Origin of the sequence: Paraburkholderia elongata, assembly GCF_013177735.1 — a bacterium.
In the GTDB taxonomy this organism is placed as follows: Bacteria; Pseudomonadota; Gammaproteobacteria; order Burkholderiales; family Burkholderiaceae; genus Paraburkholderia; species Paraburkholderia elongata.
On the sequence record NZ_WOEZ01000086.1, the window covers coordinates 19,129 to 44,784 of the forward strand.

Genomic DNA, 25,656 nt, shown 5'->3' on the forward strand with positions numbered 1-25,656 from the left:
CCTTTGACACTGAGAGGCGTACAAATACCGCAATGGGTCTATTGCCTGCAGGCAATAGGCTCGAGACCACCGCGCTCTATGCCCAGGTAGAAAGGGAAGTACGGGCCTTGCTCGATGCGCCAGACCCGACGACACGTGAGGGAATCCGGGATCGGGCAATGCTGCATCTGGCTATTTGCGGTGGCCTGCGCGTTTCGGAGCTGACGGGATTGCAGACGACCGATGTTGCATTGCCGTCGATGAGCATCCGCGTCGACGGCAAGGGGCGGCGTGAGCGTACGCTCCCCCTGTGGAAGGCGACCGCTGATGCATCGCGTGCGTGGATGGCGGTACGGGGAACGGTTCGAGTACCGGAGTTGTTCGTCAATGCTCGGGGTGAAGCGATGAGTCGCTGGGGGTTTGCCTACGTCCTCAAACATCACGCTGAGGCGGCGAGCCAGAAGTGCCCTTCGTTGTCGCAGAAACGTGTTTCACCGCACGTCTTGAGGCATACGTGCGCGATGATAGTACTGCAGAGCACGAACGATATCAGCAAAGTGTCTTTGTGGCTCGGACACAGCGATTTGGCTACCACCGAAATCTATACTCGTGCCGACCCTACCGAAAAGCTTGAAGCGCTCAACGCAATCGTTCCTCCGGAACTGCGCAGGGGCTCGTTTGGGCCGTCCGACAAGGTCATCGCCATGCTTAGGGCAAAGCTTTAATGGAGAGTTGCAGGAGCGCGGGCTCCCCGGTTCGCGCTCCCTCAACACGTCTACTCCCCATTCAAAACGACTCCCCATAAGGCAGGAGTTGTAGGCGACCTCGACCTGTGCGCAGCCGGAACAGCGCAACACGTGTCCACCCAGCGCCGCACTGCGGCACTGTTCAATCGCCGACGTGACCTTCAGCTGTCCCAGGCTCAGCTGTACGGTCTGTCGCCAGGCCGGTCCATGCGCGCGGAAGACGTCCGCGACTTCGGGCACGGAAGCGCTCCGCGCACTAGGTGCTGTGCAGATTCTCTAGCGGACTGATCACCTCGCGCAGCAGGTCGGTGGCGACCTGGGCGTAGAGCGCCGTGGTCTCAAGTCTATTGCCTGGGGGCAATAGATTGGAAAGTACAGTGCGATACCTCGGCATCGAAGTCGACGATGCGCTCGAGATGGCAGAACAGACCGAGGTTTGAACCTCGGTCGGCCGGACAGTAATCGGTCGCTGTCCGGCCATGAAGGTAAGCACCCGGTGAAGGCACTGCAGATGTCTGTCAAGCAGTAGTGGGGACCCAGCGATGTGGCAGCAACTGAGCGATGTCGTCGGCTCGATGGGTGGGTAACCGGGTCGGCACGTCTTTCAGGTAGGCGTACGGATCGTGGTCGTTGAGTTGTGCCGATCGGATCAAGCTCATGATCGCCGCTGCACGTTTACCTGCGCGCAACGAACCCGCGAACAGCCAGTTCGAGCGATTATAGAAACGATTCTATAAGAGGTCTTATCGTCAGTTTGCAGTTATCGAAGGTTCGCTGGAAGTGTATCGAGTGAACAACCGACGATCGATGCCGGAGCCCTGTATTTGCGGGACAACGGCATCGATGTGAATGCGTGATCTGTGGTGCGTCAGCTACGAACTATCAATAACTATAGGGTCTCCAGGAACCTAAGGAGATCATCTTTCGGCCGGTATCGAAGGGGCTCGCGTGATGGCGCCTGGAGTGCCTTCAATGCCCGTTCTTTCATCTGCAGGTCCGCTTCGACATAGCGATGGGTGGTAGCGGGACTTTCGTGTCCAAGCCACAGCGCGATGACTGTATCGGGAACGCCCGACTGCAGCATGTGCATGGCAACGGAATGGCGAACGAGGTGCGGAAAGATCCGACGCCGGACGAGCTCCGGAAACTGTCGTGAGGCAATCTGGGTAGCGAGTTTCAACCGGTCAGTGAAACCGATGCGTGTGAGTGGAGCGCCAGATCGACCGGGAAATAGCGGTTCCTGAGGGGCACGTGGATATTGCCGTAGCCAGCGCTTGAGGTCTTTGGCGGTGTCGGGCCACAGCGGGACTGAGCGCTCCTTGCGGCCCTTGCCATGGATGCGAATCCATGAGGTGGGCCCGAGCACAAGATCGGACACGCGCATGTCAATGAGTTCCGAAACACGAGCGCCCGTGTTGTAAAGCGTTGCCAGCATGATGTGGTCTCGCTGCCCCGTCCATGTTCCGGTATCTGGAGCCGCGAGAATCGCTTCGATATGCTCACGGGACAGAAATCCTACCAGTGGTTGCTCAAACCGCTTCATGGGAATCGCCAGTACCGACTGCGCTATCGCCATGGCTGACGGCTCCTCGAATGAAACGTATTCCATGAACGACCGGATGGCGGCAAACCGCGCGTTCCGGCTGCGGATCGAATTGCGCCGATCCTCTTCGAGGTACCGGAGAAAGTCGAGGATGAATGGCGCGTCCAGGTCTTCGATGGTGATATCGCTTGGCCGTTTGTGCAAGCGTTGATGAGCAAAGGCCAGGAGCAACCGGAAGCTGTCACGGTAGGCCGTCACAGTGCAAGGGCTCGCGTGTCGTTGCTGTTGCAAGCGCTGCATAAAGAACTTCTGTACCAGGACGGCAAAGGTCTGGGTGGCGGAATGTCTCACGATGCACCTCCATGACAGCGCACGAAGCGCCGGGCTGCGATCGCCAGCAATTCGGGCGTAGCTGTTTCATACCAGTACGTATCCGTGACCTTGGCGTGCCCGAGGTAGGTCGACAGAGCAAGAATGCTGCGATCAACGTCCAGCCCGCGAGCGTACCACTCCTGCAATCTATGGCAGACGAACGAATGTCGAAGATCCTGCAGCCGCGGTGCGGGATGGTCTCCTCGAGCGCGCCACTTCAAGGCTGTGCGCAATACTTTGAAGACACGCTCGACGCTTCGTGTCGAGGCCGGTCGACCGCAATCGAACACGAAGAATGCGTCGGTTGTACCAGCGAGAGGATCGCGGTCGCGCTTGCTGACGAAAGTGCGCAATGCTTCCGCCGTGGTGGGATGTATCGGCACCCAACGCGATTTGCCAAATTTGCCATATCGAATTTGTAGCAGCTGTCGCTCGAGATCGACATCCGAACGGGTTAACCCCGTCGCTTCCGAGACGCGCAGGCCTGTTGCCGCAATCAATCCAAAGATTGTCTTACAGCTCGCACCGCGCAGGCCACCGGACGGATATAAGTGATCGCAGGCAGCCAACAGATCAAGGACCTCATTGTCTGTAAAAACATGCGGTGTCAACCGCCGATGAGCACGTCCGAACAGGCTTCGCGGCGGAATCTCGGTTGCGGGATCGAACTGCCGGCAATAAGACGCAAAGGGCCGAAGCACCTCGATCCGGCGTGCAGCCGTTAGCCGTCGGCCAGTGTGTGAACTGCTGGCCCACTGAACGGCAAGTCGTACCGTCAGCGGACCAGAATGGCCAACCTGTTCGGCGAAGCGCGCAAATTGCCTGAGCTGCGTGCCTTCAGTTTCAAGCCGAAAGCCTGCACGTCGGCGAACGGCCAGGTAATCGTCGATCCAGGTCGAGAATGATGTACGTGCGTTCATGGCCGCCTCCCTGGCCATGGGAGCGCCACGCACCGAAGCGCGGGAAGATCGACCTTCGCGTAAATCGTCGTCGTGTTGAGGCTGCGGTGACGCAACAGGTCGGCGATTTCCTTAAACGGCGCACCACCTTGTGCCATCCGGCATGCCATGGTGTGTCGGAATATATGCGTGCCGCGCACGCGCTGCTGCAGACCGCAGCGTTCGGCAGCGTTACGAACAGCGTTTCGGACGATGTCCACGTTAGCCGCGGCATTGAGCGGTGGCCGATGGCGGACGAAGACCTCGCGCCGTGTGGTCTGCGGGCGTCCGTGTTCCAGATACGCTGCGATCGCCTGGCCGGTCAATCGTGGAAGCGGCACGACGTCGGTTCGCTTGCCCTTGCCGCGAATCCTCAACACTCCAGCGCGCCAGTCGATGTCATCCAGGCGCAGGTGCGCGACCTCCGCGCGTCGCAGGCCCAGGTCCAGCAGGCAGCGCGTAATTGCGAAGTCGCGCATGCCCGTGGCGCTGTCGCGATCGAAAGCGTTGAGCAGTTGCCCGGTCTCGACAGGCGTGAGAACCTCGGGCAGTCCGGCGAGGCGCCACAGGGCGACCCGTGGCAGTGCCGCGATGAGTGAAGTGGTGGGTGTTCCGCAGCTAGCCTTGAACAGGAAATAGCTGCGCAGCGAGAGGACTACGCTCCTGACCGAACCGGGCGTGAGTCCATGCGTGCGACGCATGACAAAGCGAACGATATCCGCCGGACCGAGCTTCGAAATGCGTACAGTGCTCGTGCCGAAACGATCGACAAGAAACTCCAAGACGTCGCGCCGCCGAACGGTGCATGTGCTATCGGAAAGACCGCGGACTTCTACGAGATGACGCTCAAAACCTGCCAGTTCTGCTGCAATTGACGCGGAAACACTCGGGACCAGATGTGTTTGAACCTTGCCGAGCATGGCAAGAAAGTGCTTCAGCGCGGCGCGTGCGTCGACTCTATAGCGACGGCATCGTGGGGCGCATCGGCAATGGGGCAGATGCCCATCGAGAAACCGGTTGACCAGCGTCTCGCTGAGATCGCAAAGAGCAACATCCTGTTGCGAGACCCAGCGGACGAAGTGGGCGACACTCCTGAAGTAGCGCTCCACTGTCTCCCAGGCATAACCGCGTTCAGTCAGATATTGGAAGTACGCATCTGCATGCGCATCCAATGCGGCCCTGGCAAACCAGCGTTGGGCAAGAATATGCCCGGGTTTGAGGCGCGAGTACGTGGACATGGCAACTCTCCTCGAAAACACGAAACAGCACGAGGAAAGTACTCCAAGTTATGGAAGCTCGTGAGAGGTCGGATACCACTGAAAACAGGTGCTATGCCCCATATCCAGCGCTCAACCTTCGATAACTGCAAACCGACGATAAGAGCGACCGGTGGCCCACGGACGAATCTGATTTTCCAACCAGTTGTTGTCGATGGGCACATGCCCCTAGACCAGATAGCGCGTCAGCGCCTCCCATCGCTTGAGACTATAGTCGAGCGCCTTGGCAATCGCCGATCCCTCGGAGATGAGTTTGCGCTGACCCACCATCCAGGCATGCAATGCGTCGGCGATCGGTCTGGCACGCTCTTGACGCAGAGTACCTCTTCGATCTGGTTTCAACTCGGCAGCGTCACGTTCGACATCATAGAGCGCGCCGTCTGCTAGAACATCTTCAGACGTACGGAGCAGTCTTTTTGAAACGGTCTATAAGGAAATTCTGACAGAATTTTAGGACAGAATCGATGGCGGCGACTGGTTAGCACACCAATACTACGGTTAGCGCTACTGCCACTCGCGCGTCGGAGATGCGGCTTACGGCCACATCCTGCGAACAAAGGTCATTTCAGGAAGAGGAGCAATCCGAATGTTAAATAGAAATTTAGCAGTTGCCAACTCGGGCCGGCGACACGTGCTGGCTTGCGCGACGGGCCTGTCCATGCTGGCACTGCTTGGCCGCCAGGCTGCGGCCGCGACGGTCCGCCCGGCGGATATGCCGTCCAGCAATGCGCTTCGTGCTGCCGTCAACGACGCGCATCAGCAGTTCGCAGGGCTCACGGACGGCAAGAACGCGGACTATATTCCGTACTTGGCGACGGTTCCGTCGAACCTGTTCGGCATCGCCGTCGTGACCGCCACGGGCGATACGATCACGGCGGGCGATGTCGACTACGCGTTCGCGATCGAGTCGATTTCGAAACTATTCACGCTTGGGCTCGTGATCGACGACATCGGTGCCGACGCATTGCGCAAGAAGATCGGCGCATCGCCCACGGGCATGCCGTTCAACTCGGTGCAGGCGATCGAGTTACATGGCGGCAAGCCGCTCAATCCGTTTGTCAACGCCGGTGCCATTGCGACGACGAGTCTCGTGCCGGGAAGCAGTCCCGACGCGAAATGGGCCAACATCATCGGTGAAATGAGCGCGTTTGCAGGCCACGAGCTCAAGGTGAACGAAGAGGTCTATAAATCCGAATCGGACACGAATCAGCACAACCGGGGCATTGCCTGGCTGCTGCAGAGCTATGGCTACATGTACAGCGATCCGATCGCCGCGACCGATCTGTACACGCGCCAGTGCTCGGTTGCGGTGAGTGCAAAGGATCTCGCGACGATGGGCGCGGTGCTAGCCGCAAAGGGCGTGCATCCGGTCAGCGGGAAGAGACTGTTGAAAGAGGCCAACGTGCGCGAAATGCTCGCGGAGATGACCCTCAACGGCATGTACGACGCCAGCGGAGACTGGTTGTACCAGGTCGGGCTGCCGGCGAAGAGCGGCGTCGGAGGCGGCGTGCTCGCGGTGGTGCCAGGCAAAATGGCGATCGCCGCTTTTTCTCCGCCGCTCGATAATTATGGCAACAGCGTCCGCGCTCAAGCGGCTATCGCGCATATCTCCAGCCAATTGAAACTCGACGTCTTTGGCGCGTAGTGCTGTTGAGGTTCGTTAATTCCGCTACTGGGTACGCTAATTCTGCTAATACCGCCTGATTTTAGGTGAGCAGCGACTGTAGTTCGCTATATGGCTGATGGCATCAGATGATTCCAGGTAAAGAAACGATTAGCGTTTTCACGGTTTCACTCTTGCTGGTGGATCTGCCAGCATGTGCAGGAAGGCCGTGTGGCAAGAGGTTGCGCGGTATTGGCTGCCACAGGTCACGAGGTAATTGAGGCGAGCCAACCTGGTTGGATTGGGCGGTATTCGAAAAATCGTGCGCGCACATCCACAAGACGTATTAGCGCAATTAGCGGACATGAAAGGGGTATTCGCAGAAATGACGGACAAGAGCCGTGCACCGCGTTGCGAAAACGCAACGCGCCACGGTGAAGCGAATTTCTGGATTCGGTCAAAAAATCAATGAGATAGAGGGATTTCTCATTAGTAGCGTGATTGGACGCCATTAGCGGAATTAACGAACCTCAACACATCCTCCGCTATCGGATGAAAAATTTTAGCGCTTCAAAAATGCGTTTTGACACGCTCTGGCCCGGAGCTGCCCCCTTGATGCGCTATCCCATCAACGGCGGGTTTCGAGGCTAACACGGACGTCTGTCTGCCCAAGGAGACTCAACGGCAATTTTTTAGCTGGAGCGGTCATGCGGGGCAACATCTGCTATTGCCAGAAGCATCCTCACACCGCTTTGAGGCCGAGAGTTGACCTGAATCCTTGATGCAGATCATCGGGGTACCCGTCGTGCCCTCCATACTTTTGATACACGGGACTCAGGCGATCGCAGGCTGAACACGCCGTGTCGACGGGTAAGGGGTTCGATATGCAAACGCCGGTAGCGAGAAAGGCCGTACGGATCATCATTAGGGAACACCAGCAGCTATCGATGGTCGTCACGGGCATGCAACGCTTTGTCAAACTGCTCGGTGCCGGCGCAGACGTGCCTAGACCGACGATGTTTCGGTCCATGCTGTTTTACATTAGCGAATATCCGGAGCAGCAACATCATCCCAAAGAAGAGCGCTATCTGTTCGCGCGCTTGCGGCACCATGCCAACGACCTCGACAAAACCATCGACGAATTAGAGGAACAGCACGCTCAGGGCAAGGCTCGAATGCGAAACATCGAACATGCATTGACCCGATACCAGTTGGTTGGCGAGTCCGCGCTCCCGGTGTTGCGCGAGATGGTCGAAGAATACGCCGCGTTCTCCGCAAATCACAGACGCCTGGAAGAAGAGGTGATTCTGCCTGCCGCGCGTCAGTGGCTGACCGAAGAGGACTGGAACGAGCTGGACGAGGCGTTTGGCACAAACCGCGATCCGTTCGCCGGCGTCATGGTCGAGGCAGATCTCGGCCGCCTCTTTGCAATGATCGTCAAGGCCATCCGGGAACCTTAGGAAATGCAAATGTTGATCTGCGTCAATGCGACAGCGCTGGTGCATGTTCATGCTAGACGGTAAGTGCCCTTCATCCGGTGATCGTCAGTTCAGCCCGGCAAGAGCGCATTCTGCGAGCGACATTCATGGAATGTTTGACCGCCCGCCAGATCGTTCCAGATGTGACAGGATGTGAGGACGCTTGCCGCCGAGAAGGGAGGCGATATGCAAGCCATGCACCACTTTCGTCTGGAACTGCGGCACGCAACGATGCCCACGTATGTTGCCAGTTATCTGTTCCCGTTTCTTTTATTCGTCTACGAAACTCATCGCGTCGGCAGGTGGATTTTCGACTACGGGATGAATTTCTCAAACTACAAGTTTATGGGCTATGAGTATCTGCTCATGCTCGTGTTCGTCGCACTCCAGATCATTGTCGAAGTCGCTTTCCTCCTGGGAGCCTGGTTGGGGCGACATCACGATCTCGATCATCGAATTACAAATGTCCTGGCTGGGGTGGGCTGTTCCATTGGCATCCTCGTCTTCGATTTTGCCTTGCAGCACGCACTCTAGACCGGGCGTGTCGTCTTCTGTCGGTGAGAGGTGATGCCATGGTCCAAGCGAACGAAGTAACCCGCGAGCTTGCGCAGCGGATCATTGGCCGCTTTTACCACGCGCACGCTCAAAAAGACGTCGCGCTTCTGCGGACGGTTGTTACGCCCGACTGGCAATACGTGCCTGCGTCTTTCGGGCCGGCCGGGGGGCCAGACCAGATGATTCCAGTATTTGGTGACTTAGCTTCTGCGCTGCCGGACATGGACATTCAGATCTTGGATGTATTGATCCACGGGAACATGGTTGGCGTGCGGGCAAAAGTCAGGGGAACGCAGTCTGGGTCTCTGATGGGCATCGCAGCGACATCCAAGCCAATCGAGTTTGCGATTCACTCTTTTCACGAGTTCCGCGACGAACGTATAGCGAAAACCTGGCATCTCGAGGACTGGCTAAGTGTCTTCCATCAGCTCGGAACGCTGCCGCCCAGTCTCAATTGAACAAGCATTGTCGGCAGATATGCCGCTTTTGTGGGCATTTCCGTTGTTCAGCAAGTTCGGATTGCATCGAGACTCTAACGTTCGACTACTGTGGATTTTTCATTGCGCGACCGAGGTCGTCCCGGGAGATCAATTTGCTTCCGGTAATGGTGGCGAAATCGCGTGACGCCCGCGAGAGGCAAGAAATCGCTCGTGCGCAGACGAGACGTATGGCACACACTGCCACCGAACTTGATCGCAGGGAAAGAGGGTGCTTGAGTATTTTTAGAATACCGTGCTCGATGAAGTTGACGTTGCCGACCATAGGCTCGGCGTAAACGAATCCGATCCAGGCTTACTCGGGAGCTTGTCATGAAGCGTACGTTTATCGCAGTCACAATGCTGTGGTTATGCGCCTCGGTCGTGGCTGCGCCACCAGACGGGAAAGCCCTCTACCAAGAAAATTGCGCCAGTTTACATGGCCAAAACGGCAAGGGCGACACGGGATCGAAGCTCGTTGGCGATGCGAGTGAATGGAAGACAAAACTCTTTGAGAGGGCGGTTGTTCGCGTTTGCATCGCGTGGCCGGCCGCCCATCGAAAAGCGCAACCGAACTGCTAACTTTCCGCCTCCGGAATCGTTTTAACGATCATCGAGAATAGTTTGCCGAGATCGTCTTCAAGTTTTGCCCCTTCGAACGGATCACGATTTGCGCCAAAGGCGGCGTCGACTTCCGCCCAGTTTTCTTCTGTCAGCAGACGTCTGGCGGCCGGCAAAATCAACGTCTCTTCCATACACCGGTGGTCTGCATAGAACTCGGCATACGCATCCACCAAGGCTCGCAGCTCTCGAAGTGCGGGAGCACCCTTCAATTCATACCGGGTCAGCGCGTGCTCGATATCCCTCAACCTCACGTCACCTCGAGCGTGCTGGGACTCCAGTTCCGTAAGGACGTGGTCAAATTCATCCGTCCGATCCCGCAGCGGCGTGAACAGATAACGATCCTCTTTAGGATGGTGCACCTGCTGAGGGTACTCGCGGATGTAGTAAAGCATCGCCCGAAGCACCATGAGGCCCGGAGCCGGCGTACCTGCTGCCAGCAGGCCCACAAAGCGCCGCATGCCCTCTACCACGGTCGACATCTGCTCGTGTTCATGAAGGATGACGGTTATGGCAGAACGCGGTCCCAGAGACTGCATATCAAACTCCGCAGCAGTACATGAAAAGCATTGGCGAATCGATTTGCTGCTTCACACCAGCGGCATGAGCTGGAAGCTGCGCCGATACCTTAATGCTAGTCATCCTCCGCTCGACATCAAAGCGCGCCACGCCACTGCCTTGATGGAGATCAACGGCTGTGCGGACTGGGTGGCGCATGGGGTCAGCGCCCGTCGGCCGCATAAATTGGCAACTGCTTATCTGGATTGCAGAAAGGCCGCAACCGCCTTGGCCTGGTCGGCGCTCAACGTATGCGCGACGGCGGTCATCACGGGCGCGTTGCCGCGGGTACCGTTCTGGAAGACCTCGATCTGACGCAGCAGATACTCCTGATGTTGCCCTGCGAGGCGCGGAAACGTACCGGCCCCCTGGGCCTGCGCGCCGTGGCATGAAGCGCAAGCCGGCACGCCCTTGTCCGGCACGCCGTGTTCGAAGATTTCCTGCCCCTTGGCCATCAAGGTGGGGTCACCCGCCGCGCCCCGGGTTGCGGCCTGATGCGAGTAGTAATCGGCCAGCGATTTGACGGCTGCCTCGTCCAGCAGTGCGGCCATGCCCCACATGTAATCGCGGGCAGCGGTTTCACCACGCGCGTGTTCGTGGAATCCCTTGAGCTGGGCTTCGATGTATTCAGGTGTCTGGGCGTTGAGCTTCGGAAACATCGGCGATTCGCTGCGCCCGTGTACGCCGTGGCAGCCAGAGCAAATCTGCCCGGCAATGCGGGCGCCATCCTCGGCTTGTGTGAGGGCTGGTATCAAGGCGATGCCAGCGGCGGCAAGTAGCGCGACCGCGGACATCCGGGGAGCAAATATCTTTTTCATGGACGTTCTCGTCAGGCTGAGCGGATTGAAAATATCAGTGCCCGGGCCATCTGGTCAGCATATGAGCTATCCAGGCTCGGCGCGCAGGGAAAGTTGAAGGCAGGCGTGCGGTTTCACACATACGAAACGGCGCGGGTAATGTTCCCCATCAAACTGGAGGGCAACGAGGGGTGGGTCGACGGCACCAGTCATGCGCTAAAGCTTCACATTCCTTCCGGACAGATGGCGGTCGAGTTCGCTGGCGAGCCCAGGCTGGCATGCGGCCTGATTGCCGAACTAAAGTCTGACATTGAGGCCGACCCAACGGCTACGAGGGCCGCCTCGACGTTGTTACACGGGCAGGTAAGCAGCTACATATGAGACACTGCTCACACCTCGATATCGAGGTGGCGATGCACGGAGCCCTTGACGTAGCCGAGGATGAACTTGCGGACTGGCCGGACCAGGTAATTGAATCGTGGATGCCAAAAGTGACCGCTTTGCGGCTCTCGCGCGAATGTCTCTGCATGGTCCAGATTGTGTCAAAACGCATTTTGAACACCTAGGTTGAGAAATATTGAGCACGCGCTGACCCGGTATGAACTGAAGGGCACTCCCGCACTTCGGGAACCGCGCCATGGTGGATGCGTATGCCGAGTTCCATACAGACCACCGGTGTATGGAAGAGACGTTGATTTTGCCGGCCGCCCGACGTCTGCTGACAAAGGAGGACTGGGTGGAGATCGACGTCGCCTTTGGAGCAAATCGTGATCCGTTCGACGGGGTCAAATGCGAAGAAGATCTCGGCAAATTATTCTCGATGATCGTGAAAACGATCCCGGAGACGGAAGGTTAGCAGTTCGGTCACGCCTTTCGGTGGGCGGCCGGTCACGTGATGCAAACGCGGCTCAGCAGATCTGCGCCGCGCAGTTCAACAAAGAATTTTTAGCACCAGAAGCCGACGCGCGAGATTGACGATGCCCTGTTCAGTCAGCCAGCGGTGCAGCCAGAAACCGTCGCGGCCTGTTTCATAACAGCTGTAGACGGGTGCGTCGGCGCCGAGATGGCAACGCGCCCTCACGTTGGCGATGGCGGTGAGAACCGCCGTGGTATCACCGGTGGCGACCGTACAGCGGCTGGGCGCGCGCTGTCCATCACCCAGTGAGAGCTTCCAGTTCTTCTCGCCCAGTTCAAAAGCCATGTACAGGCGGCCACCTGCCGTCGTATTCTGCCCACGGAGGGCTGTGTCAGGCGTATCCATTTGCGTGCTCCTTCGGAGAAAACGAGTGTGCAAGTCCCGTTTTACTCCAGTCGGGCTTTCTGTCGCTGCCCTCCCACATAGCATCTACGTCAACGGCATGAAAAGGGTATGAAGTGCAGGACCGGGCTACATCAATTCCGTGGCTCCACGTTCGCCGTTACGACTGCGACGTGCGCGATGCCCGCATGGCCGATTTTGCCGAGCAGATTCGCAACAGCGCCGAATGGTTGGCTTTGATCGGAACGCAGGTTCACCACAGTCCGGTCACTCTGCGCTGCGATGCGCCGGAGCGTCGGCTCCAGTTGGTCCGGGGCGACGTCGTGGCCGTCGATCGCGAGCTTGCCGTGCGCATCGAGACTGACTGTCACCGCGTAATCGTGCGCTTCGGGCGCGCTGGCTGCGACCTTCGGCAGATCGATATTCAGTGTTTTGGTCAACATCGGAGCCAAGACCAGAAGAATCACGACGAGTACCAGCATGACGTCGACAAGCGGCGTGATGTTGATTTCAGCGAGCGGTTGGTCCGTGTCTTTTTCATTCGAACGGGAAATCATGTGAGTACCTCCGCCCGTTCAGCGCTGGTCGCCGCGCGAAAACCATTGCGTTGTGCAACGTTGACGAGATCCGCGGCGTAGTCTTCGAGATCGGCAATCGAGACGTGAACGCGGCGCACAAAGAGGTTGTAGGCCAGTGCCGCGGGGATGGCGACAGCGATCCCGATCCCCGTCGCAGTCAGTGCTTGCCCGACCGGGCCGGCGACCCCTTCGATCCCGCTCGCGCTGCCCACAGCGACCGCGTGCAGGGCATGGATAATGCCGAACACCGTGCCGAACAGCCCGATAAACGGCGCGGTACTGGCAATCGATGCAAGCAGCGTCAAGCCTCGTTCAAGCGCGCGCCTTTCTCTCTGGATCTGCTGGTTCAGGAAGCGATCGAGCAGTTCGTGGCGATCCCAGGCCACGAATTCCGCATTGAACAATGCCGTCTCCGCAGGGGCGGTTCCCGACCATGCGGCGAAACCGGCGCGCGTCACGCGTGCCTTCGGACACTCCGATGCGTGTGACGGGCTACTGGGCATGCCCGACGGATCGCGCTCGGCGGCGCTCCAGAAAAGCGCCGTGAAGCGCCGGTTCTCAGAAGCAAGACGCCAGTACGCGCAGCCTTTGTACAAAATCAGCAACCACGTCAGCAACGAACAGGCAGCGAGCATGCAAAGCGAAGCGTCGACAATGAGCCGTGTGGCGAAGTCAGACATATTCATAGCCTTAGGTGCCAAGTTTGAATTCAATGGGTACCTGGACCCATCCATCGATCGCCTGATCGCCACGCCGGGCCGGCGCAAAACGCCAGTTGGTGACGGCTTCGAGTGCGGCGTCGTCGAGCGATTCGTGTCCGCTCGACGACGCGAGTCCGACGTGGTCTGGCCGGCCGCTGGCCAGCACGTGGACCTTGAGCAGTACGGTGCCTTGCCAGTCGCGCTGTTGGGCCACGCCGGGGTAGGTCGGCGGAGGATTGCGCAGGTAAGCAGCGCCGAAGCTGGGTTCGGTGAGCGGTTCCGGCGTCGGCTGGGAGTCCGTTGATTTTGCGGCCGATGCATTCAGTGGTTCGCGACCGGCATCGGTGGACACCGGTTGTGGCGTCGTGGTCGGAGTCGCAGTCGAGGGCGCAGGCTGCCACTTCAATGCATTGTTCGGCGCGGTCTTCGCGAGCGGTTTCGATGGCGAAGCCTGAGCTGAGTTTCTCGGGGTGGCCATATCTCTTGCACGGCGCGGCGAGATCGAAGGCGGTGGTGCGGGCGATGCCATAGCCGGCGCCAGGTCGGCGGTGCGGCCTGCGGATTGCGTTGAAAGCGCGGCCGGTGGCGGTACGGCACCCCCTACCTCGAATTGCAGGTCCAGCGCATGCGGCGTCGTGTATTCCAGATTTTCCATGGACACGCGCCATGCCTTGAGCGCAACCGTGCAATGGACGGCAAGCACGACTAGCGCAATGGCATGCGCGCGCGCTCCCCGAAGGTCGTCGAAAGCGCGGGTGGTGTGCGGCGGCAGTCGGCTCGCTGCGACGCGCACCGGCGGGTTCGCCGCCACGGCGCACTGCAGGCCACGCACTCTGCGTCGTGCCGCGTTTGCACTTTTCAGCGTTGAAGTGATCATGCACGCCCCCCCGGATTCTGATTGCCGTTCGGATCGCAACATGCGTGCCGGTCGTGAGGACGCACATGCGGCCTTGTTTCGATCAAGCGCGGTCCGAAGGTATGCGTTCAGTGTCCCCGTTCGGAACACCGTTGTACCAATTCGACACAGGTGTCACATGAGCGAAGGCAAACGCGGTACAGCGTTTGACATCGCGTCGCATAGCGTCGATATCCGGCATCGATGTTGCTTGGAAGTGGGCACATCGAAAACCGCAGTCAGAGAACATACCGCGCAAGGCCATGAAGCCGATGCGCGCCACGGAGGAGACACATGAAGTCGCATCGCGGCGATTGGCAGCGTACGCGCATCGCCACCGCCATAGCGGGCATGCTCGCTATCGCCCAGGGTACTTGTGCAGTGGCGCAAGACGAACCCGCGTCGCCGCCCTCTCAGGTGATGCCGGTCGTGACCGTGGTCGGCACCGCGCCGCTGACCGGGCTCGGCATGCCGCTCACCGAAGTGCCTGCCGCCGTGCAAATCGTCAGCGCGAAGGACATCGAGGCGCAACACCCGAATACCATCACGGCCTACCTGGAGCAGAACGTCACAAGCGTGACGCTCAATTCAAGCCAGGGCAACCCGTATCAGCCGGACGTCAACTATCGCGGCTTCACCGCTTCGCCGCTCCTCGGCACACCCCAGGGCCTGTCGGTGTTCCAGGACGGCGTACGGATCAACGAGCCGTTCGGCGACGTGGTCAACTGGGACCTGCTCGCACAGTCGGCGATCGAGCGCATCGAGGTGATGCCCGGGTCCAATCCGCTATTCGGTTTGAACACGCTAGGTGGCGCGATCGCAATCACCACCAAGAATGGCCGTGACAATCCCGGCGGCAGCGTCGAAGTGGAGGGCGGCTCGTTCGGACGCAGGAGTGTGGTTTTCACGCAAGGCGGCCAGCTCGGACATTTTGACTATTTTGTCACCGCCAACGACGAGGCCGATCAGGGGTGGGCCGACCATAACCCCAGCCGCGTGAAGCAACTGTTCGGCAAGGTCGGCTATACCGACCCGCGCACCACTGTCGAGCTGAGCCTCACTGCAGCCGACAATCAGTTGCAAGGTACCCAGACCATTCCGCGCTCGTTTCTCGACAATCCACGCCAGGCCTACACGTATCCCGACGAGAACCAGAATCGCGCGATCATGCTGAACCTGTCAGGCAAGCATGACTTCAGCGATGCGTTGCAGCTCTCCGGCGACGCGTACTACCGGCACTACAACAACGACAATTTCAGCAGCAACGTCAATGGAGATTACGGTTCCATCGATCCGGCGACGGGCACGATCGATACCGTACCTGCGCAAAATGCGCACTCTCTGATCTCGCAGGACAGTTATGGATTCGCACTGCAATTGAGCGTCACCGGCAAAGTCGCGGGGATGGACAACCAGTTGACAGCGGGCGTCAGCGGCGATTTTGCCAACACCGGCTTCACGCAGTACACGCAGGATGCGCAGTTCACCCCGGACCGCCAGACCGTCGGGACCGACGGCTTCACCCTGCAAACCGACGCATCGACGCGCAACAGCAATCTCGGTGTGTTCGTGACCGATACGCTTTCGTTGACCCGCACGATTGCGCTGACGGCCTCCGCGCGCTACAACCACGCTAGCGTTGATATCGAGGATCGCAGCGGCATGCAGCCCTTGTTGAATGGCTCGCACAGTTTTTCCCGAATCAATCCGGCGCTGGGCATCACCTATAACCCGACTCCCTGGCTGACGGCTTATGCGAACTACAGCGAGGGCATGCGTACGCCGACCGCTATCGAGCTGGCCTGCGCCGACCCGGCTGCGCCCTGTTCGCTGCCGAACGATTTCATTGCCGACCCCGCGTTAAAGCCGGTTATATCGCGGACGTTCGAGGCGGGCGCGCGTGGAACGCTATCGTCGGCGATTCATTGGAGCATGGCATTGTTCCGCACCGATCTTCAGGATGACATAGCGTTTGTCAGCAGCAACGGGGCATCGACTTCGACCGGATACTTCCAGAACGTCGGTACCACGCGGCGGCAAGGGTTCGAAATCAACGCACGCGCGCAGACAGGCCCGCTTACCGTCAACGCAGGCTATACCTATCTGCGCGCAACCTATCAGAGCAGCTTTGTCGAGCAAAGCGCGAGCAACTCGAGCGCCAACGGCCAAGGCAACATTACGGTGCACCCGGGTGATCGTATCCCCGGCATTCCGGAAAACACGCTGAAGCTGCGTCTGGATTATGCGGCTACCGCGAAATGGAATGTGGGTGCAAACATACTGTATCGCAGCTCGATATTCGCCCGTGGCGACGAGAACAATCAGGACAGCAATGGGCGTATCGCGGGCTATGCGATCGTCGATCTGGACACGACCTATCAGGTCACGAAGCAACTGCAGCTGTTCGCGCACGTGAACAATCTGTTCGACAAACGCTACGCCGACTTTGGCATCCTCGGGCAGAATTTCTTCAATGGCCCCGGCCATTCGTTCTCGCCCGATGCAGTGACCAACGAACAGTTTCTCGGTATGGGCGCGTCGCGCGGCGTATGGGTTGGTTTGCGCTATGCGTGGAAGTAAAGCGGCGATGGACGGTGGCGTCTAAAAACCACTTGTCTGGAGCGGGCCTCACACCGCTCCAGATCCGTACGTAGTGCGTTAGAAGAAGCCCAGCGGCTGCTCGCTATAGCTGACGAGCAGATTCTTTGTCTGCTGATAGTGGTCGAGCATCATCTTGTGAGTCTCGCGGCCAATGCCGGACTGTTTGTAGCCGCCGAATGCCGCATGCGCCGGATAGGCGTGATAGCAATTCGTCCACACGCGGCCGGCCTGAATTTGACGGCCGAAGCGATAAGCGCGCGTACCGTCGCGCGTCCACACGCCGGCGCCGAGACCGTACAGCGTATCGTTGGCGATTTCGAGTGCTTCCTCTTCGTTCTTGAATGTCGTCACCGACACCACTGGACCGAAAATTTCTTCCTGGAAGATACGCATTTTGTTGTGGCCGCGGAAGACGGTTGGCTTCACATAGTAGCCTTTGCTCAGTTCGCCGCCGAGCGTATTGCGTTCGCCGCCGATCAGACACTCAGCGCCTTCCTGCTTGCCGAGATCGACGTATGAGAGGATTTTTTCGAGCTGTTCCTGCGAAGCCTGCGCACCGATCATCGTCTTCGTGTCGAGCGGATGACCCTGCGTAATCGCGGCGACGCGCTTCAGGGCACGCTCCATGAAGCGATCGTAGATTTTTTCATCGACCAGTACGCGCGACGGGCACGTGCAGACTTCACCCTGATTCAGCGCGAACATCGCGAAGCCTTCGAGTGCCTTATCAAAGTAACCGTCGTCGCGATCCATCACGTCGGCGAAGAAAATGTTCGGGCTCTTGCCACCGAGTTCGAGCGTCACCGGAATGATGTTCTGGCTCGCATACTGCATGATCAGACGGCCTGTGGATGTCTCACCCGTGAAGGCAATCTTCGCGATACGCTTGCTCGTTGCGAGCGGCTTGCCCGCTTCGAGACCAAAACCGTTGACCACGTTCAGCACACCCGGCGGCAGCAGGTCCTGAATCAGTTCCATCAGCACCAGGATCGACGCAGGTGTTTGCTCGGCTGGTTTGAGCACGATGCAGTTCCCTGCGGCCAGCGCGGGCGCGACCTTCCACACGGCCATCAGGATCGGGAAATTCCACGGAATGATCTGACCGACCACACCAAGCGGTTCGTGGAAATGATAAGCCACGGTATCGGCATCGATCTCGGAGATCGTCCCTTCCTGTGCACGAATGCAGCCGGTGAAATAGCGGAAGTGGTCGATCGCGAGCGGGATGTCGGCGGCGAGCGTTTCGCGGATCGGCTTGCCGTTGTCGATCGATTCGGCAAACGCGATGCGCGAGAGGTTCTGCTCCATGCGGTCGGCAATCCGGTTCAGGATAGTCGCGCGCACGGCCGGCGCGGTATCGGCCCAGGCTTTGCGGGCACGGTGGGCAGCATCGAGGGCGAGCTCGATATCTTCTTCTGTTGAGCGCGGAATCGACGTAAAGGGTTCGCCCGTGATGGGCGATACGTTGTCGAAGTATTCGCCGCGCACTGGCGGAATCCATTGACCGCCTATGAAATTCGCGTACTGCCGCGCATACGGAAATTCGACATCGAGAAACTGCATATCAGCGTGATTCATACCTGACTCCTCCAGTGATTGTGTGGCTGGTGTCGATGGAGAGGGCCTGCGTTGGCTCGACGTGTCCGCCGTGCTGACGCTCTTCATCGTGCGGAGCGTTCAGCGAGAAGCGTGCCATTGACCTTTATCTCCATCGCGATAGGCGTGCGGGCGCCGAGGCGCCGCATACCCCGCGCGGCGTATACGTGGCGATGCATGGAGCGACCCTGCGCGTCGTTCGATCCACCGGCATGGCAACTGTCATTTTTAGTAACACATTGCCGCGTGACTGCGCCAACGTGCAACACCGTTGTTGTGCCGTGACGGCCGCTTCACTGCGAAGCCGCGTTCTTCCTTCGTGAGCCGTCGTGGCTCGCAGCGGCACTGTAGCGAATGGCACGCGACTTGCCTTGAATGGTTCGCAGGCAGTCTGCGATCACTAGACGATGGCGCCGCCGCACGGCCTCGCGTCGACAATTCAACAGGAGACAAGGATGAAAGCACGTTTAGCTTCGGCGAAGCGGCCCACGGCGCTTGCAATGAGCGTGGCCGCAGCCGTCAGTCTGGTATTCGCCTCGGCCGCATCGGCCGACGACTATCCAGCCGTCACCTATGAGCGTTTGACAGCCGCGCAAAGCGATCCCGGCTGGCTCACGTATTACCGCACCTATAACGGCCAGGCGCATTCACCGCTCAAGCAGATCGACACAGCCAACGTCAAGAATCTCAAACAGGTCTGGAGCTACAAGTTTCCGGCGGATCTGCAGCAGGGTTTCGAAGCCACACCGATCGTCAATGGCCGCTACCTGTTCGTGACCACGCCGAAGGACAACGTCTATGCTTTTGATGCTGTAACCGGCAAACAACTCTGGAAGTTCGAACCCAAGCTCGGCGCCGAATCGTTCAAGACTGCGTGTTGCGACGTGATCAACCGCGGTGTGGCGTTGTATGGCAAGAATGTCTACGTCGCGATGCTGAGCGGCGACGTTGCCGCGCTGGACGCGCAAACCGGTGCGGTTGTCTGGCGCAAGCAGATGTTCGAGCCGGGTCTGGGTTATGCATTCTCGCTGGCGCCACTCGCGCTCGACGGCGCGCTGGTGGTGGGCAGCGCAGGCGGCGAATACGGCGCGCGTGGTTTTATCGCGGCGTTGAATCCCGATGACGGCAACGTGCTGTGGAAGCGTTTCACGATACCGGCGGCCGGCGAGAAGGACGGCGACACATGGCCGAACGGCATGCAGGATCACGGCGGCGCACCGGCCTGGCTGACAGGCACTTACGATGCCGCATCGAAAACACTTTACTGGGGCGTTGGCAATCCGGGCCCGTGGCTCGCCGAACTGCGTCCGGGCGACAACCTGTACTCAGACTCGCTGCTCGCCCTTGATCCGAAAACCGGCAACTTCAAATGGCATTACCAGTACACGAAGCACGACTCGTGGGATTACGACGGTGTCAATACACCGGTGCTTGCCACGATCAAGTATGAGAACAAGGAATACGACGCCATCATCCACGCGGACCGTAATGGCTTTTTCCACGCGATCGACCGTGGCACAGGCAAGCTGATCTACGCGAAGCCCTTTGTGACGGCAAGCTCGGTCACCGGCTATACGGCAGACGGCTCGCCAATTCAGGACGCGTCGAAATATCCCAAGGCCGGAACGACGATCGAAACCTGCCCGAGCTTCCTCGGCGGCAAGAACTGGTGGTCGGTCTCGTACGATCCGGACAAACATCTCGCGATCGTTCCGGCGTTGCATGCGTGCATGTCGCTGTCAGGCAAGTCGGTGAACTATATGGAGGGGCTGCCATACCTTGGCGAAGGGTTCGAGATCAAACCGGAACCGGGCAGCAAGGGTTATGGCGAACTTCAGGCTATCGATGTCAACACCGGCAAGAAAGTCTGGAGTCACTGGAGCAAGCTGCCGTGGAATGGCGGTGTAGCGACCACAGCTGGCGGCCTCGCGTTTAGCGGTTCGCTTGACGGCCACCTATACGCATTCGATGAGGCGACCGGCAAGGTGCTGTGGCAAAGCCCGAAACTCGCGAGCGGCGTCGTTGCTCAACCGTCGGTATTCGAGGTCAACGGTCAGGAGTACGTTGCCATTCTCGCCGGTTACGGCGGCGCGAACCCGATCTGGGGTGGGCCGATGGCGAAAGCGGCGGAGAAGGTCCCACGCGGCGGCACGCTGTACGTGTTTGCGCTCAACCACGGCTGATGTTCACCTGGCTGCCACGACAGTTTGGCCAGGCCGACATGGGCACGGCCATCCAGCTGTGGCGGCCTGGTCTTTTCCGGAAGCAAGATCATGAAGACTCGACTTAATTGGTTCGCTTTTGCCAGTGTTCTGTTAGCCACCGGCACCCTCACACCGGGACTCGCTAGCGCGGGTGCAGGCGTGCACGTTTGCACGTTTCCCGGCAGTCCATCGATCGCGCTCGACGAGGCGGTCGCGCGCGAAGCGCTTCGCACCGCGGGGATTGCGCTGTCGCTTGCCCCCGGAGGATTCGACGGTAGTGACGACGACGGTGTTTCGCTGAAGGAACTCAACAAGGCGCTTGCGCGAAAATGCGACGTGATCGCCGGCTTTCCGCGTTCGACAGTCGCTGATGGCTCGGGCAGCAAGCTGACCTTCTCGCGCGGGTATCTGCACTCTGGCTACGTCAGCGTCACCACGCGCGAATCGTCCGCGCCGGCCGGCGGCGCGGAAGTCGTTGCGGCAACCTATGCGAGCCCTGCGCAGTTGATCGCTGTCCAGCAACCCAACGTTAGGCTCGACCTGGAGAACACGGCGGCACTCACGGTCGACGCCGTGGCGAGCGGGCATGCACAACGCGCGATCGTCTGGTACCCGGCGGTCGTGGCTTATGCGATCACGCACCCCGAGCAGCACTTCCGGATTGTGGGTGCTGCCTCGCCATATGCCGACTGGCAACTGGTGTTCGCGTTCGGGAAGAACGGCGCGGCGTTGCAGCCGCGCATCGACGCCGCGCTGCAGAAGATGGCGTCCAATGGCCGGCTGGCGGCCTTGACCCGCAAATGGATGCTCCCCGAGACGGCTCAGGCCGCCAGCTCATCCGTGGCTACGTTTGCCTATCGCGACGGCCCCGGCCGCAACAATGCGGCGTGGCACATGACGTTGGCGGCCGATCACGGGTCGCAGCAGGGGCGCTTCATCAAGGTCGATGCGAGCGCGGCAGCCGACGCCCCCGGCTTCGACCGCGCGCAGGTGGCGCACGGTAAGACCCTGTACTCGAGTGCGTGCGCGAAATGCCACGGTCCCGGCCTGCAAGGATTGAATGCGCCCGCGTTACGCGGTCCGGCCTTTGCGCCGGCGGCAAACGCGAAGCTGACCATCGGCGGGGTGTACGGATACATGACGAACAATATGCCGGCTGACCGCCCCGGCAAGATGAAACCGCAGGACTATGCTGACATCATGGCATTCCTGCTCTATTCGAATGGCTATAGCGCCGGCTCCACCAAGCTGACGGACGACAACGCCAAGGCGTCGAAGACGCCGCTCAACGCGGGCACTTCACAATAGTCTCGATCGCTTCAACAGCCTTGATTGGCGCCATAAAAAAACCCGGCGATTCTCCGTCATTCACGGGGATCGCCGGGCTTTCTCGAAGCCGCAGCTTCATCCAGAATCATCCCAAACGCAACGAGTTATCCCTGCTGCGGAAAATCAGCGGCTGCACCGGGTCGTCACGTGCCGGCCGCCGCGCGAGCGTCACCACCTGCTCGATTTGCCCGTGATGCGCCGACTTTGCACACACCGGGTCGGCGGCTGCGGCGTCTCCAGTCAACAGATACGCCTGGCAGCGGCAGCCTCCGTGATCGGTCTCGCGCTCGTCGCAGCTCCGGCACGGCTCGCGCATCCAGCCATCACCACGAAACGCATTGAACGCGTGACTGCCGTACCAGATTTCCGCCAGTGAAGCGTCCTGCACGCGGGGCAGGTCCAGACCCGGTAACGAGCGTGCCGCGTGGCATGGCAGTGCAGTGCCGTCCGGCGCGATGCCGAGAAACACTGAACCCCATCCGTTCATGCAGGCCTTGGGCCGTACCTCGAAATAATCAGGGACCACGAACAGGATCCGGCAGCGATCGCCGACGCGTTCGCGGTACCAATTAACTGTCGCCTCGGCCTCCTTCAACTGTTCGCTGGTCGGCATCAACTGCTCACGGTTAAGCATCGCCCAACCGTAGTACTGCGTGTTCGCCAGTTCGAGGTAGTCGGCGCCCATCTCGAGCGCGATGTCGATAATCTGCCCGACGTGCGGCAGGTTATAGCGATGCAGCACGCAATTGAGCACCATCGGGTAGCCATGCGCCTTGATCAGGCGCGCGACACGCTGTTTCAGTTCGAAGGTCTTCGTGCTGGAGAGGAAATCGTTCAGTTCACGCGTCGAGTCCTGAAACGAGAGCTGGATATGATCGAGACCGGCTTCTTTTAGACAAGCGATGCGCTGCTCGTTCAGTCCGACACCCGAGGTAATCAGATTCGTATAGAAACCGAGTCCACGGGCATGCGCGACCAGCGTTTCGAGATCGTCACGCACCAGCGGTTCACCGCCCGAGAAGCCAATCTGCGCGGCGCCCATGCCGCGCGCCTGCGTGATCACGTCGCGCCAGGTGTCGGTATCGAGCTCCGCGCCGTGACTGGCGAAGTCGACGGGGTTGTAGCAGAACGCGCAGTGCAGCGGGCAGCGATACGTGAGCTCCGCCAGCAGCCACAGAGGCGGGGACGGGCGCGCGCCCGGAGTGTCGGTCGTCGTGGTCATATCAATCCAGCCAGCCGCGTTGCCGCGCATGATCGATGAAGCGGTACACATCGGCGGCAAGATCCGACACACTGAACAGGTCTTCCAGTTCGTCGATGATGTCGTCCAGCTCGCGGGTTCCGTCGCAGCGCGCGAGAATTTCGCCTGCACTCGGATTTAGCTTGACCATGCCCTCTGGATAAAGCAATACGTAGGCATCCTGTGCGTCTTCCCACTGCAGGCGAAACATCGCGCGCAGATGTGGCCGCAGGCTGGCGTAGTGGTCGGGGTGCGGGGCGTTCATGCAGGGTACGCCTTTTCGATGGCGTCGAGCATCGACCAGAGAATGTCTAGCTTGAAGCGCAGGATGTTGAGGGCACGCTGTTGGGCGTCCGGGGTCTTGAAGTGACTGAGCGTGACGGCGAGCCCGTGCTCGACATCGCGCTGGGCAAGCGGAATGCGGCTGCGAAAGTACTGCAATCCATGCGCGTTGATCCATGGATACAGGTCGGGCCATCCGGCCAAACGGTCGCGATGAATCTGCGGCGCGAACATCTCGGTGAGCGAAGAGCAGACTGCCTCCTGCCACGGCGCCCGGCGCGCGAAATTGACATAGGAGTCGACCGCGAAACGCACACCGGGCAGCACGTGCTCGAGCGACCACAATGCTTTGCGGTCAATGCCAACTGCATCGGCGAGATGCGCCCATGCTTCAATGCCACCGGGGTTGTCGCCGTAGCCGTCGTGGTCATGCAGCCGCTGGATCCACAAGCGGCGCGTCTGCCGATCCTCGCAATTGGATATGACCGCGGCATCTTTCAGTGGGATGTTGATCTGGTAATAGAAGCGGTTGGCGACCCAGCCGCGAATCTGCTGCGGCGAGCACCGGCCACTATTCATCCGCACATTGAACGGGTGATGAATATGATAATGAGCGCCGAGCGCGCGCAGGCGCGCTTCGAATTCGGCTGGCGACCAGGGGGCGGCGTGAGTAACGGCGGTGGGCAGGGGGGCGTTCATGGCTATACCTGGAATTGCATCCCGTCGCGTGCCACTTCGATACCGCATGCGCGTATCACGGCGTGTTCGGCGGAGTGCGGGTCAAGAATCGGATTGGTGTTGTTGATGTGAATCAGCACCTTGCGTGTCGCATTAGGCAGCGCATCGAGCAGTTGAACCATCCCTGGCAGGCCACGGTGGCCACACTGCGCAAGGTGGCCCATATCGGCCGCCAGGTGGGTCGACAGGCCAAGGTCGATCATCTCCGTGGCGGACCAGAACGTGCCGTCAACCAGAACGAGTCGCGCAGAGCGCATCGCGTCGAGCACAGGTTCCGGTGCGCTCGCGAGACCCGGCGCGTAGAAGACGCGTGCGCCGGTGGCAAGGTCTTCGATCAGCAATGCGATGTTGTCTCCGGGTGCGGCTTCCATGCGACGGGGAGAATAGGGCGGCGCCTTGCTTTCAATCGGCAATGCGGTGAAGCGGATGCCTTCCGCAGGGGCGACCGTGAACGGTTGATCGAGCGTGATCTCGTGACGCTCGACACCACAGTAGTGTTCGAGCAGCGGAACGAGCGGTAACCCGGTGGAGAGATCGTCGAACACCGGAGCGCACGCATACAACGGCAGGGGCGCGGTGCGTTCGCGCAGCATCAGCAGACCGGTGACGTGATCGATCTGTGCATCGATCAGGACCACGGCGGCGATGGCGCTATCGCGGATCGAGCGGCCGGGTTGCAGTTCTGGATTCGCGCGCAATTGGGCGAGCAGGTCCGGCGAGGCGTTGATCAGAATCCAGTCTATGCCGTTCTCGCTCACTGCAATCGACGACTGGGTACGTGGCAACACGTCGCCGATCTGGTAACGGGCCCGGTTGCAGTTCGCACAGTTGCAGTTCCATTGCGGCAGTCCGCCGCCTGCACCTGAACCAAGAATCTTGATCTTCATGAGCCATGCTCCGGGCGCCGTCACGCACGCTCACTCACTGCGAGAGGCGTGCGGCGCTTCATGGTTGCTTCAGCGATTGGCGATGTACATCGTGATTTCAAAACCGAAACGCAGATCGGAATAAGCGGGGGTAGTCCATTGCATGGCTGTCTCCTTAGATACGACATGTGATTGAGGAACCGCATTGAGTAAGCGGTCGTATCGATCGAACGCAAAGTCTGTGCCGGGCGTATAAATCCGTGCTTCCCAGCCACGCCGATCGCGACGCATGTTTTGCATCCCGAACGGATGTGTTATTTGGAATGGATGCAGGGCTTGTTGCGCAAAATCTAACCATCTGCGACCGGTGAAAACTGCAACGCACTGTTCAATTCGAGTACACCGTTGTTGCAAATTGGAGCACT

Annotated in this window: 24 protein-coding genes and 5 pseudogenes; 11 read left to right on the forward strand and 18 right to left on the reverse strand. The window is 59.6% G+C overall.

Annotated elements, in window-relative coordinates:
• Positions 1-32 precede the first annotated feature (32 nt).
• A complete protein-coding gene (locus GNZ13_RS16345) occupies positions 33-704 on the forward strand; it encodes a tyrosine-type recombinase/integrase (RefSeq protein WP_172166166.1) in 672 nt (223 codons plus the stop codon).
• Between the two features lie 81 nt (positions 705-785).
• Here the strand turns inward: GNZ13_RS16345 and GNZ13_RS16350 are convergent.
• Positions 786-965 (reverse strand): annotated as a pseudogene (locus GNZ13_RS16350) (transposase zinc-binding domain-containing protein); the annotation flags it as partial.
• Positions 966-1,069: 104 nt separating this feature from the next.
• Here GNZ13_RS16350 and GNZ13_RS52320 point away from each other — a divergent pair.
• Positions 1,070-1,165 (forward strand): annotated as a pseudogene (locus GNZ13_RS52320) (integrase); the annotation flags it as partial.
• Positions 1,166-1,243: 78 nt separating this feature from the next.
• Here the strand turns inward: GNZ13_RS52320 and GNZ13_RS16360 are convergent.
• From GNZ13_RS16360 to GNZ13_RS16380, 5 genes and pseudogenes are all read right to left on the reverse strand, one after another.
• Positions 1,244-1,441, reverse strand: a pseudogene (locus tag GNZ13_RS16360) (transposase domain-containing protein); the annotation flags it as partial.
• A gap of 173 nt (positions 1,442-1,614) precedes the next feature.
• A complete protein-coding gene (locus tag GNZ13_RS16365) occupies positions 1,615-2,619 on the reverse strand; it encodes a tyrosine-type recombinase/integrase (RefSeq protein WP_328807238.1) in 1,005 nt (334 codons plus the stop codon).
• Positions 2,616-3,560 (reverse strand): tyrosine-type recombinase/integrase, encoded by a 945-nt coding sequence (locus GNZ13_RS16370; protein ID WP_172166169.1) that lies wholly within the window; start codon positions 3,558-3,560, stop codon positions 2,616-2,618. Before GNZ13_RS16370 ends, GNZ13_RS16365 begins: the two co-directional genes overlap by 4 nt.
• The gene (locus GNZ13_RS16375; RefSeq protein WP_172166172.1) at positions 3,557-4,816 is read right to left on the reverse strand and encodes a site-specific integrase; all 1,260 of its coding nucleotides are present in this window, start codon (positions 4,814-4,816) and stop codon (positions 3,557-3,559) included. The genes GNZ13_RS16370 and GNZ13_RS16375 overlap by 4 nt, the downstream gene beginning before the upstream one ends.
• Positions 4,817-4,942: 126 nt before the next feature.
• Positions 4,943-5,227: pseudogene (locus GNZ13_RS16380) on the reverse strand (IS66 family transposase); the annotation flags it as partial.
• Positions 5,228-5,441: 214 nt separating this feature from the next.
• On the opposite strand from GNZ13_RS16380, the gene glsA reads away from it, so the two are divergent.
• From glsA to GNZ13_RS16405, 5 genes are all read left to right on the forward strand, one after another.
• Positions 5,442-6,500, forward strand: a complete 1,059-nt coding sequence (gene glsA, locus GNZ13_RS16385) for a glutaminase A (RefSeq protein ID WP_236002027.1) — start codon at positions 5,442-5,444, stop codon at positions 6,498-6,500.
• Between the two features lie 842 nt (positions 6,501-7,342).
• Positions 7,343-7,918 carry a hemerythrin domain-containing protein gene (locus GNZ13_RS16390; protein WP_172166175.1) on the forward strand — a complete coding sequence of 192 codons (576 nt, stop codon included), beginning with the start codon at positions 7,343-7,345 and terminating at the stop codon, positions 7,916-7,918.
• A gap of 204 nt (positions 7,919-8,122) precedes the next feature.
• A complete protein-coding gene (locus GNZ13_RS16395) occupies positions 8,123-8,470 on the forward strand; it encodes a hypothetical protein (protein ID WP_172166178.1) in 348 nt (115 codons plus the stop codon).
• Between the two features lie 38 nt (positions 8,471-8,508).
• The gene (locus GNZ13_RS16400) at positions 8,509-8,949 is read left to right on the forward strand and encodes an ester cyclase (protein WP_172166181.1); all 441 of its coding nucleotides are present in this window, start codon (positions 8,509-8,511) and stop codon (positions 8,947-8,949) included.
• A gap of 351 nt (positions 8,950-9,300) precedes the next feature.
• Complete coding sequence (locus tag GNZ13_RS16405) at positions 9,301-9,549, forward strand: c-type cytochrome (protein WP_216674872.1); 249 nt, start codon at positions 9,301-9,303, stop codon at positions 9,547-9,549.
• On the opposite strand, the gene GNZ13_RS16410 is transcribed toward GNZ13_RS16405, so the two are convergent.
• Positions 9,546-10,127, reverse strand: a complete 582-nt coding sequence (locus tag GNZ13_RS16410) for a hemerythrin domain-containing protein (protein WP_172166184.1) — start codon at positions 10,125-10,127, stop codon at positions 9,546-9,548. The two genes, GNZ13_RS16405 and GNZ13_RS16410, sit on opposite strands and share 4 nt — an antisense overlap.
• Before the next feature lie 216 nt (positions 10,128-10,343).
• Positions 10,344-10,964, reverse strand: coding sequence for a c-type cytochrome (locus GNZ13_RS16415; RefSeq protein WP_172166187.1), 621 nt, complete (start codon positions 10,962-10,964; stop codon positions 10,344-10,346).
• Between the two features lie 616 nt (positions 10,965-11,580).
• Between GNZ13_RS16415 and GNZ13_RS16420 the strand changes: the two genes are divergently transcribed.
• Entirely contained in the window at positions 11,581-11,799 is a 219-nt protein-coding gene (locus tag GNZ13_RS16420) for a hypothetical protein (protein WP_216674873.1), read from the forward strand.
• Positions 11,800-11,910: 111 nt separating this feature from the next.
• Here the strand turns inward: GNZ13_RS16420 and GNZ13_RS16425 are convergent.
• The 4 genes and pseudogenes from GNZ13_RS16425 to GNZ13_RS52325 form a co-directional block, all read right to left on the reverse strand.
• Positions 11,911-12,204: pseudogene (locus GNZ13_RS16425) on the reverse strand (IS110 family transposase); the annotation flags it as partial.
• A 131-nt stretch (positions 12,205-12,335) separates the two neighbouring features.
• Positions 12,336-12,758: an ExbD/TolR family protein gene (locus tag GNZ13_RS16430; RefSeq protein ID WP_172166190.1), complete on the reverse strand. Its 423-nt coding sequence runs from the start codon at positions 12,756-12,758 to the stop codon at positions 12,336-12,338.
• Positions 12,755-13,459, reverse strand: a complete 705-nt coding sequence (locus tag GNZ13_RS16435; protein ID WP_172166193.1) for a MotA/TolQ/ExbB proton channel family protein — start codon at positions 13,457-13,459, stop codon at positions 12,755-12,757. The genes GNZ13_RS16430 and GNZ13_RS16435 overlap by 4 nt, the downstream gene beginning before the upstream one ends.
• A 10-nt stretch (positions 13,460-13,469) precedes the next feature.
• Positions 13,470-14,357, reverse strand: a complete 888-nt coding sequence (locus tag GNZ13_RS52325; RefSeq protein WP_236002029.1) for an energy transducer TonB — start codon at positions 14,355-14,357, stop codon at positions 13,470-13,472.
• 312 nt (positions 14,358-14,669) lie between these two features.
• Between GNZ13_RS52325 and GNZ13_RS16445 the strand changes: the two genes are divergently transcribed.
• Positions 14,670-16,955: a TonB-dependent receptor gene (locus tag GNZ13_RS16445; RefSeq protein ID WP_172166196.1), complete on the forward strand. Its 2,286-nt coding sequence runs from the start codon at positions 14,670-14,672 to the stop codon at positions 16,953-16,955.
• Between the two features lie 78 nt (positions 16,956-17,033).
• Here GNZ13_RS16445 and adh read toward each other — a convergent pair whose 3' ends face one another.
• Entirely contained in the window at positions 17,034-18,554 is a 1,521-nt protein-coding gene (gene adh, locus GNZ13_RS16450; protein WP_172166199.1) for an aldehyde dehydrogenase, read from the reverse strand.
• Between the two features lie 473 nt (positions 18,555-19,027).
• On the opposite strand from adh, the gene GNZ13_RS16455 reads away from it, so the two are divergent.
• Entirely contained in the window at positions 19,028-20,755 is a 1,728-nt protein-coding gene (locus GNZ13_RS16455; protein WP_172166202.1) for a methanol/ethanol family PQQ-dependent dehydrogenase, read from the forward strand.
• 90 nt (positions 20,756-20,845) lie between these two features.
• The gene (locus tag GNZ13_RS16460; protein ID WP_172166205.1) at positions 20,846-22,084 is read left to right on the forward strand and encodes a c-type cytochrome; all 1,239 of its coding nucleotides are present in this window, start codon (positions 20,846-20,848) and stop codon (positions 22,082-22,084) included.
• Positions 22,085-22,190: 106 nt separating this feature from the next.
• On the opposite strand, the gene pqqE is transcribed toward GNZ13_RS16460, so the two are convergent.
• The 5 genes from pqqE to pqqA all read right to left on the reverse strand — a co-directional run bounded on the left by pqqE (position 22,191) and on the right by pqqA (position 25,396).
• Positions 22,191-23,327 (reverse strand): pyrroloquinoline quinone biosynthesis protein PqqE, encoded by a 1,137-nt coding sequence (gene pqqE, locus GNZ13_RS16465; RefSeq protein WP_236002030.1) that lies wholly within the window; start codon positions 23,325-23,327, stop codon positions 22,191-22,193.
• 1 nt (position 23,328) lies between these two features.
• Positions 23,329-23,610, reverse strand: a complete 282-nt coding sequence (pqqD, locus tag GNZ13_RS16470) for a pyrroloquinoline quinone biosynthesis peptide chaperone PqqD (RefSeq protein WP_172166208.1) — start codon at positions 23,608-23,610, stop codon at positions 23,329-23,331.
• Positions 23,607-24,326: a pyrroloquinoline-quinone synthase PqqC gene (gene pqqC, locus GNZ13_RS16475; RefSeq protein WP_172166211.1), complete on the reverse strand. Its 720-nt coding sequence runs from the start codon at positions 24,324-24,326 to the stop codon at positions 23,607-23,609. Before pqqC ends, pqqD begins: the two co-directional genes overlap by 4 nt.
• A 2-nt stretch (positions 24,327-24,328) precedes the next feature.
• Positions 24,329-25,252: a pyrroloquinoline quinone biosynthesis protein PqqB gene (gene pqqB, locus GNZ13_RS16480; protein ID WP_172166215.1), complete on the reverse strand. Its 924-nt coding sequence runs from the start codon at positions 25,250-25,252 to the stop codon at positions 24,329-24,331.
• Positions 25,253-25,321: 69 nt separating this feature from the next.
• Positions 25,322-25,396 (reverse strand): pyrroloquinoline quinone precursor peptide PqqA, encoded by a 75-nt coding sequence (gene pqqA, locus GNZ13_RS16485; protein WP_007178434.1) that lies wholly within the window; start codon positions 25,394-25,396, stop codon positions 25,322-25,324.
• Between the last annotated feature and the right edge of the window lie 260 nt (positions 25,397-25,656).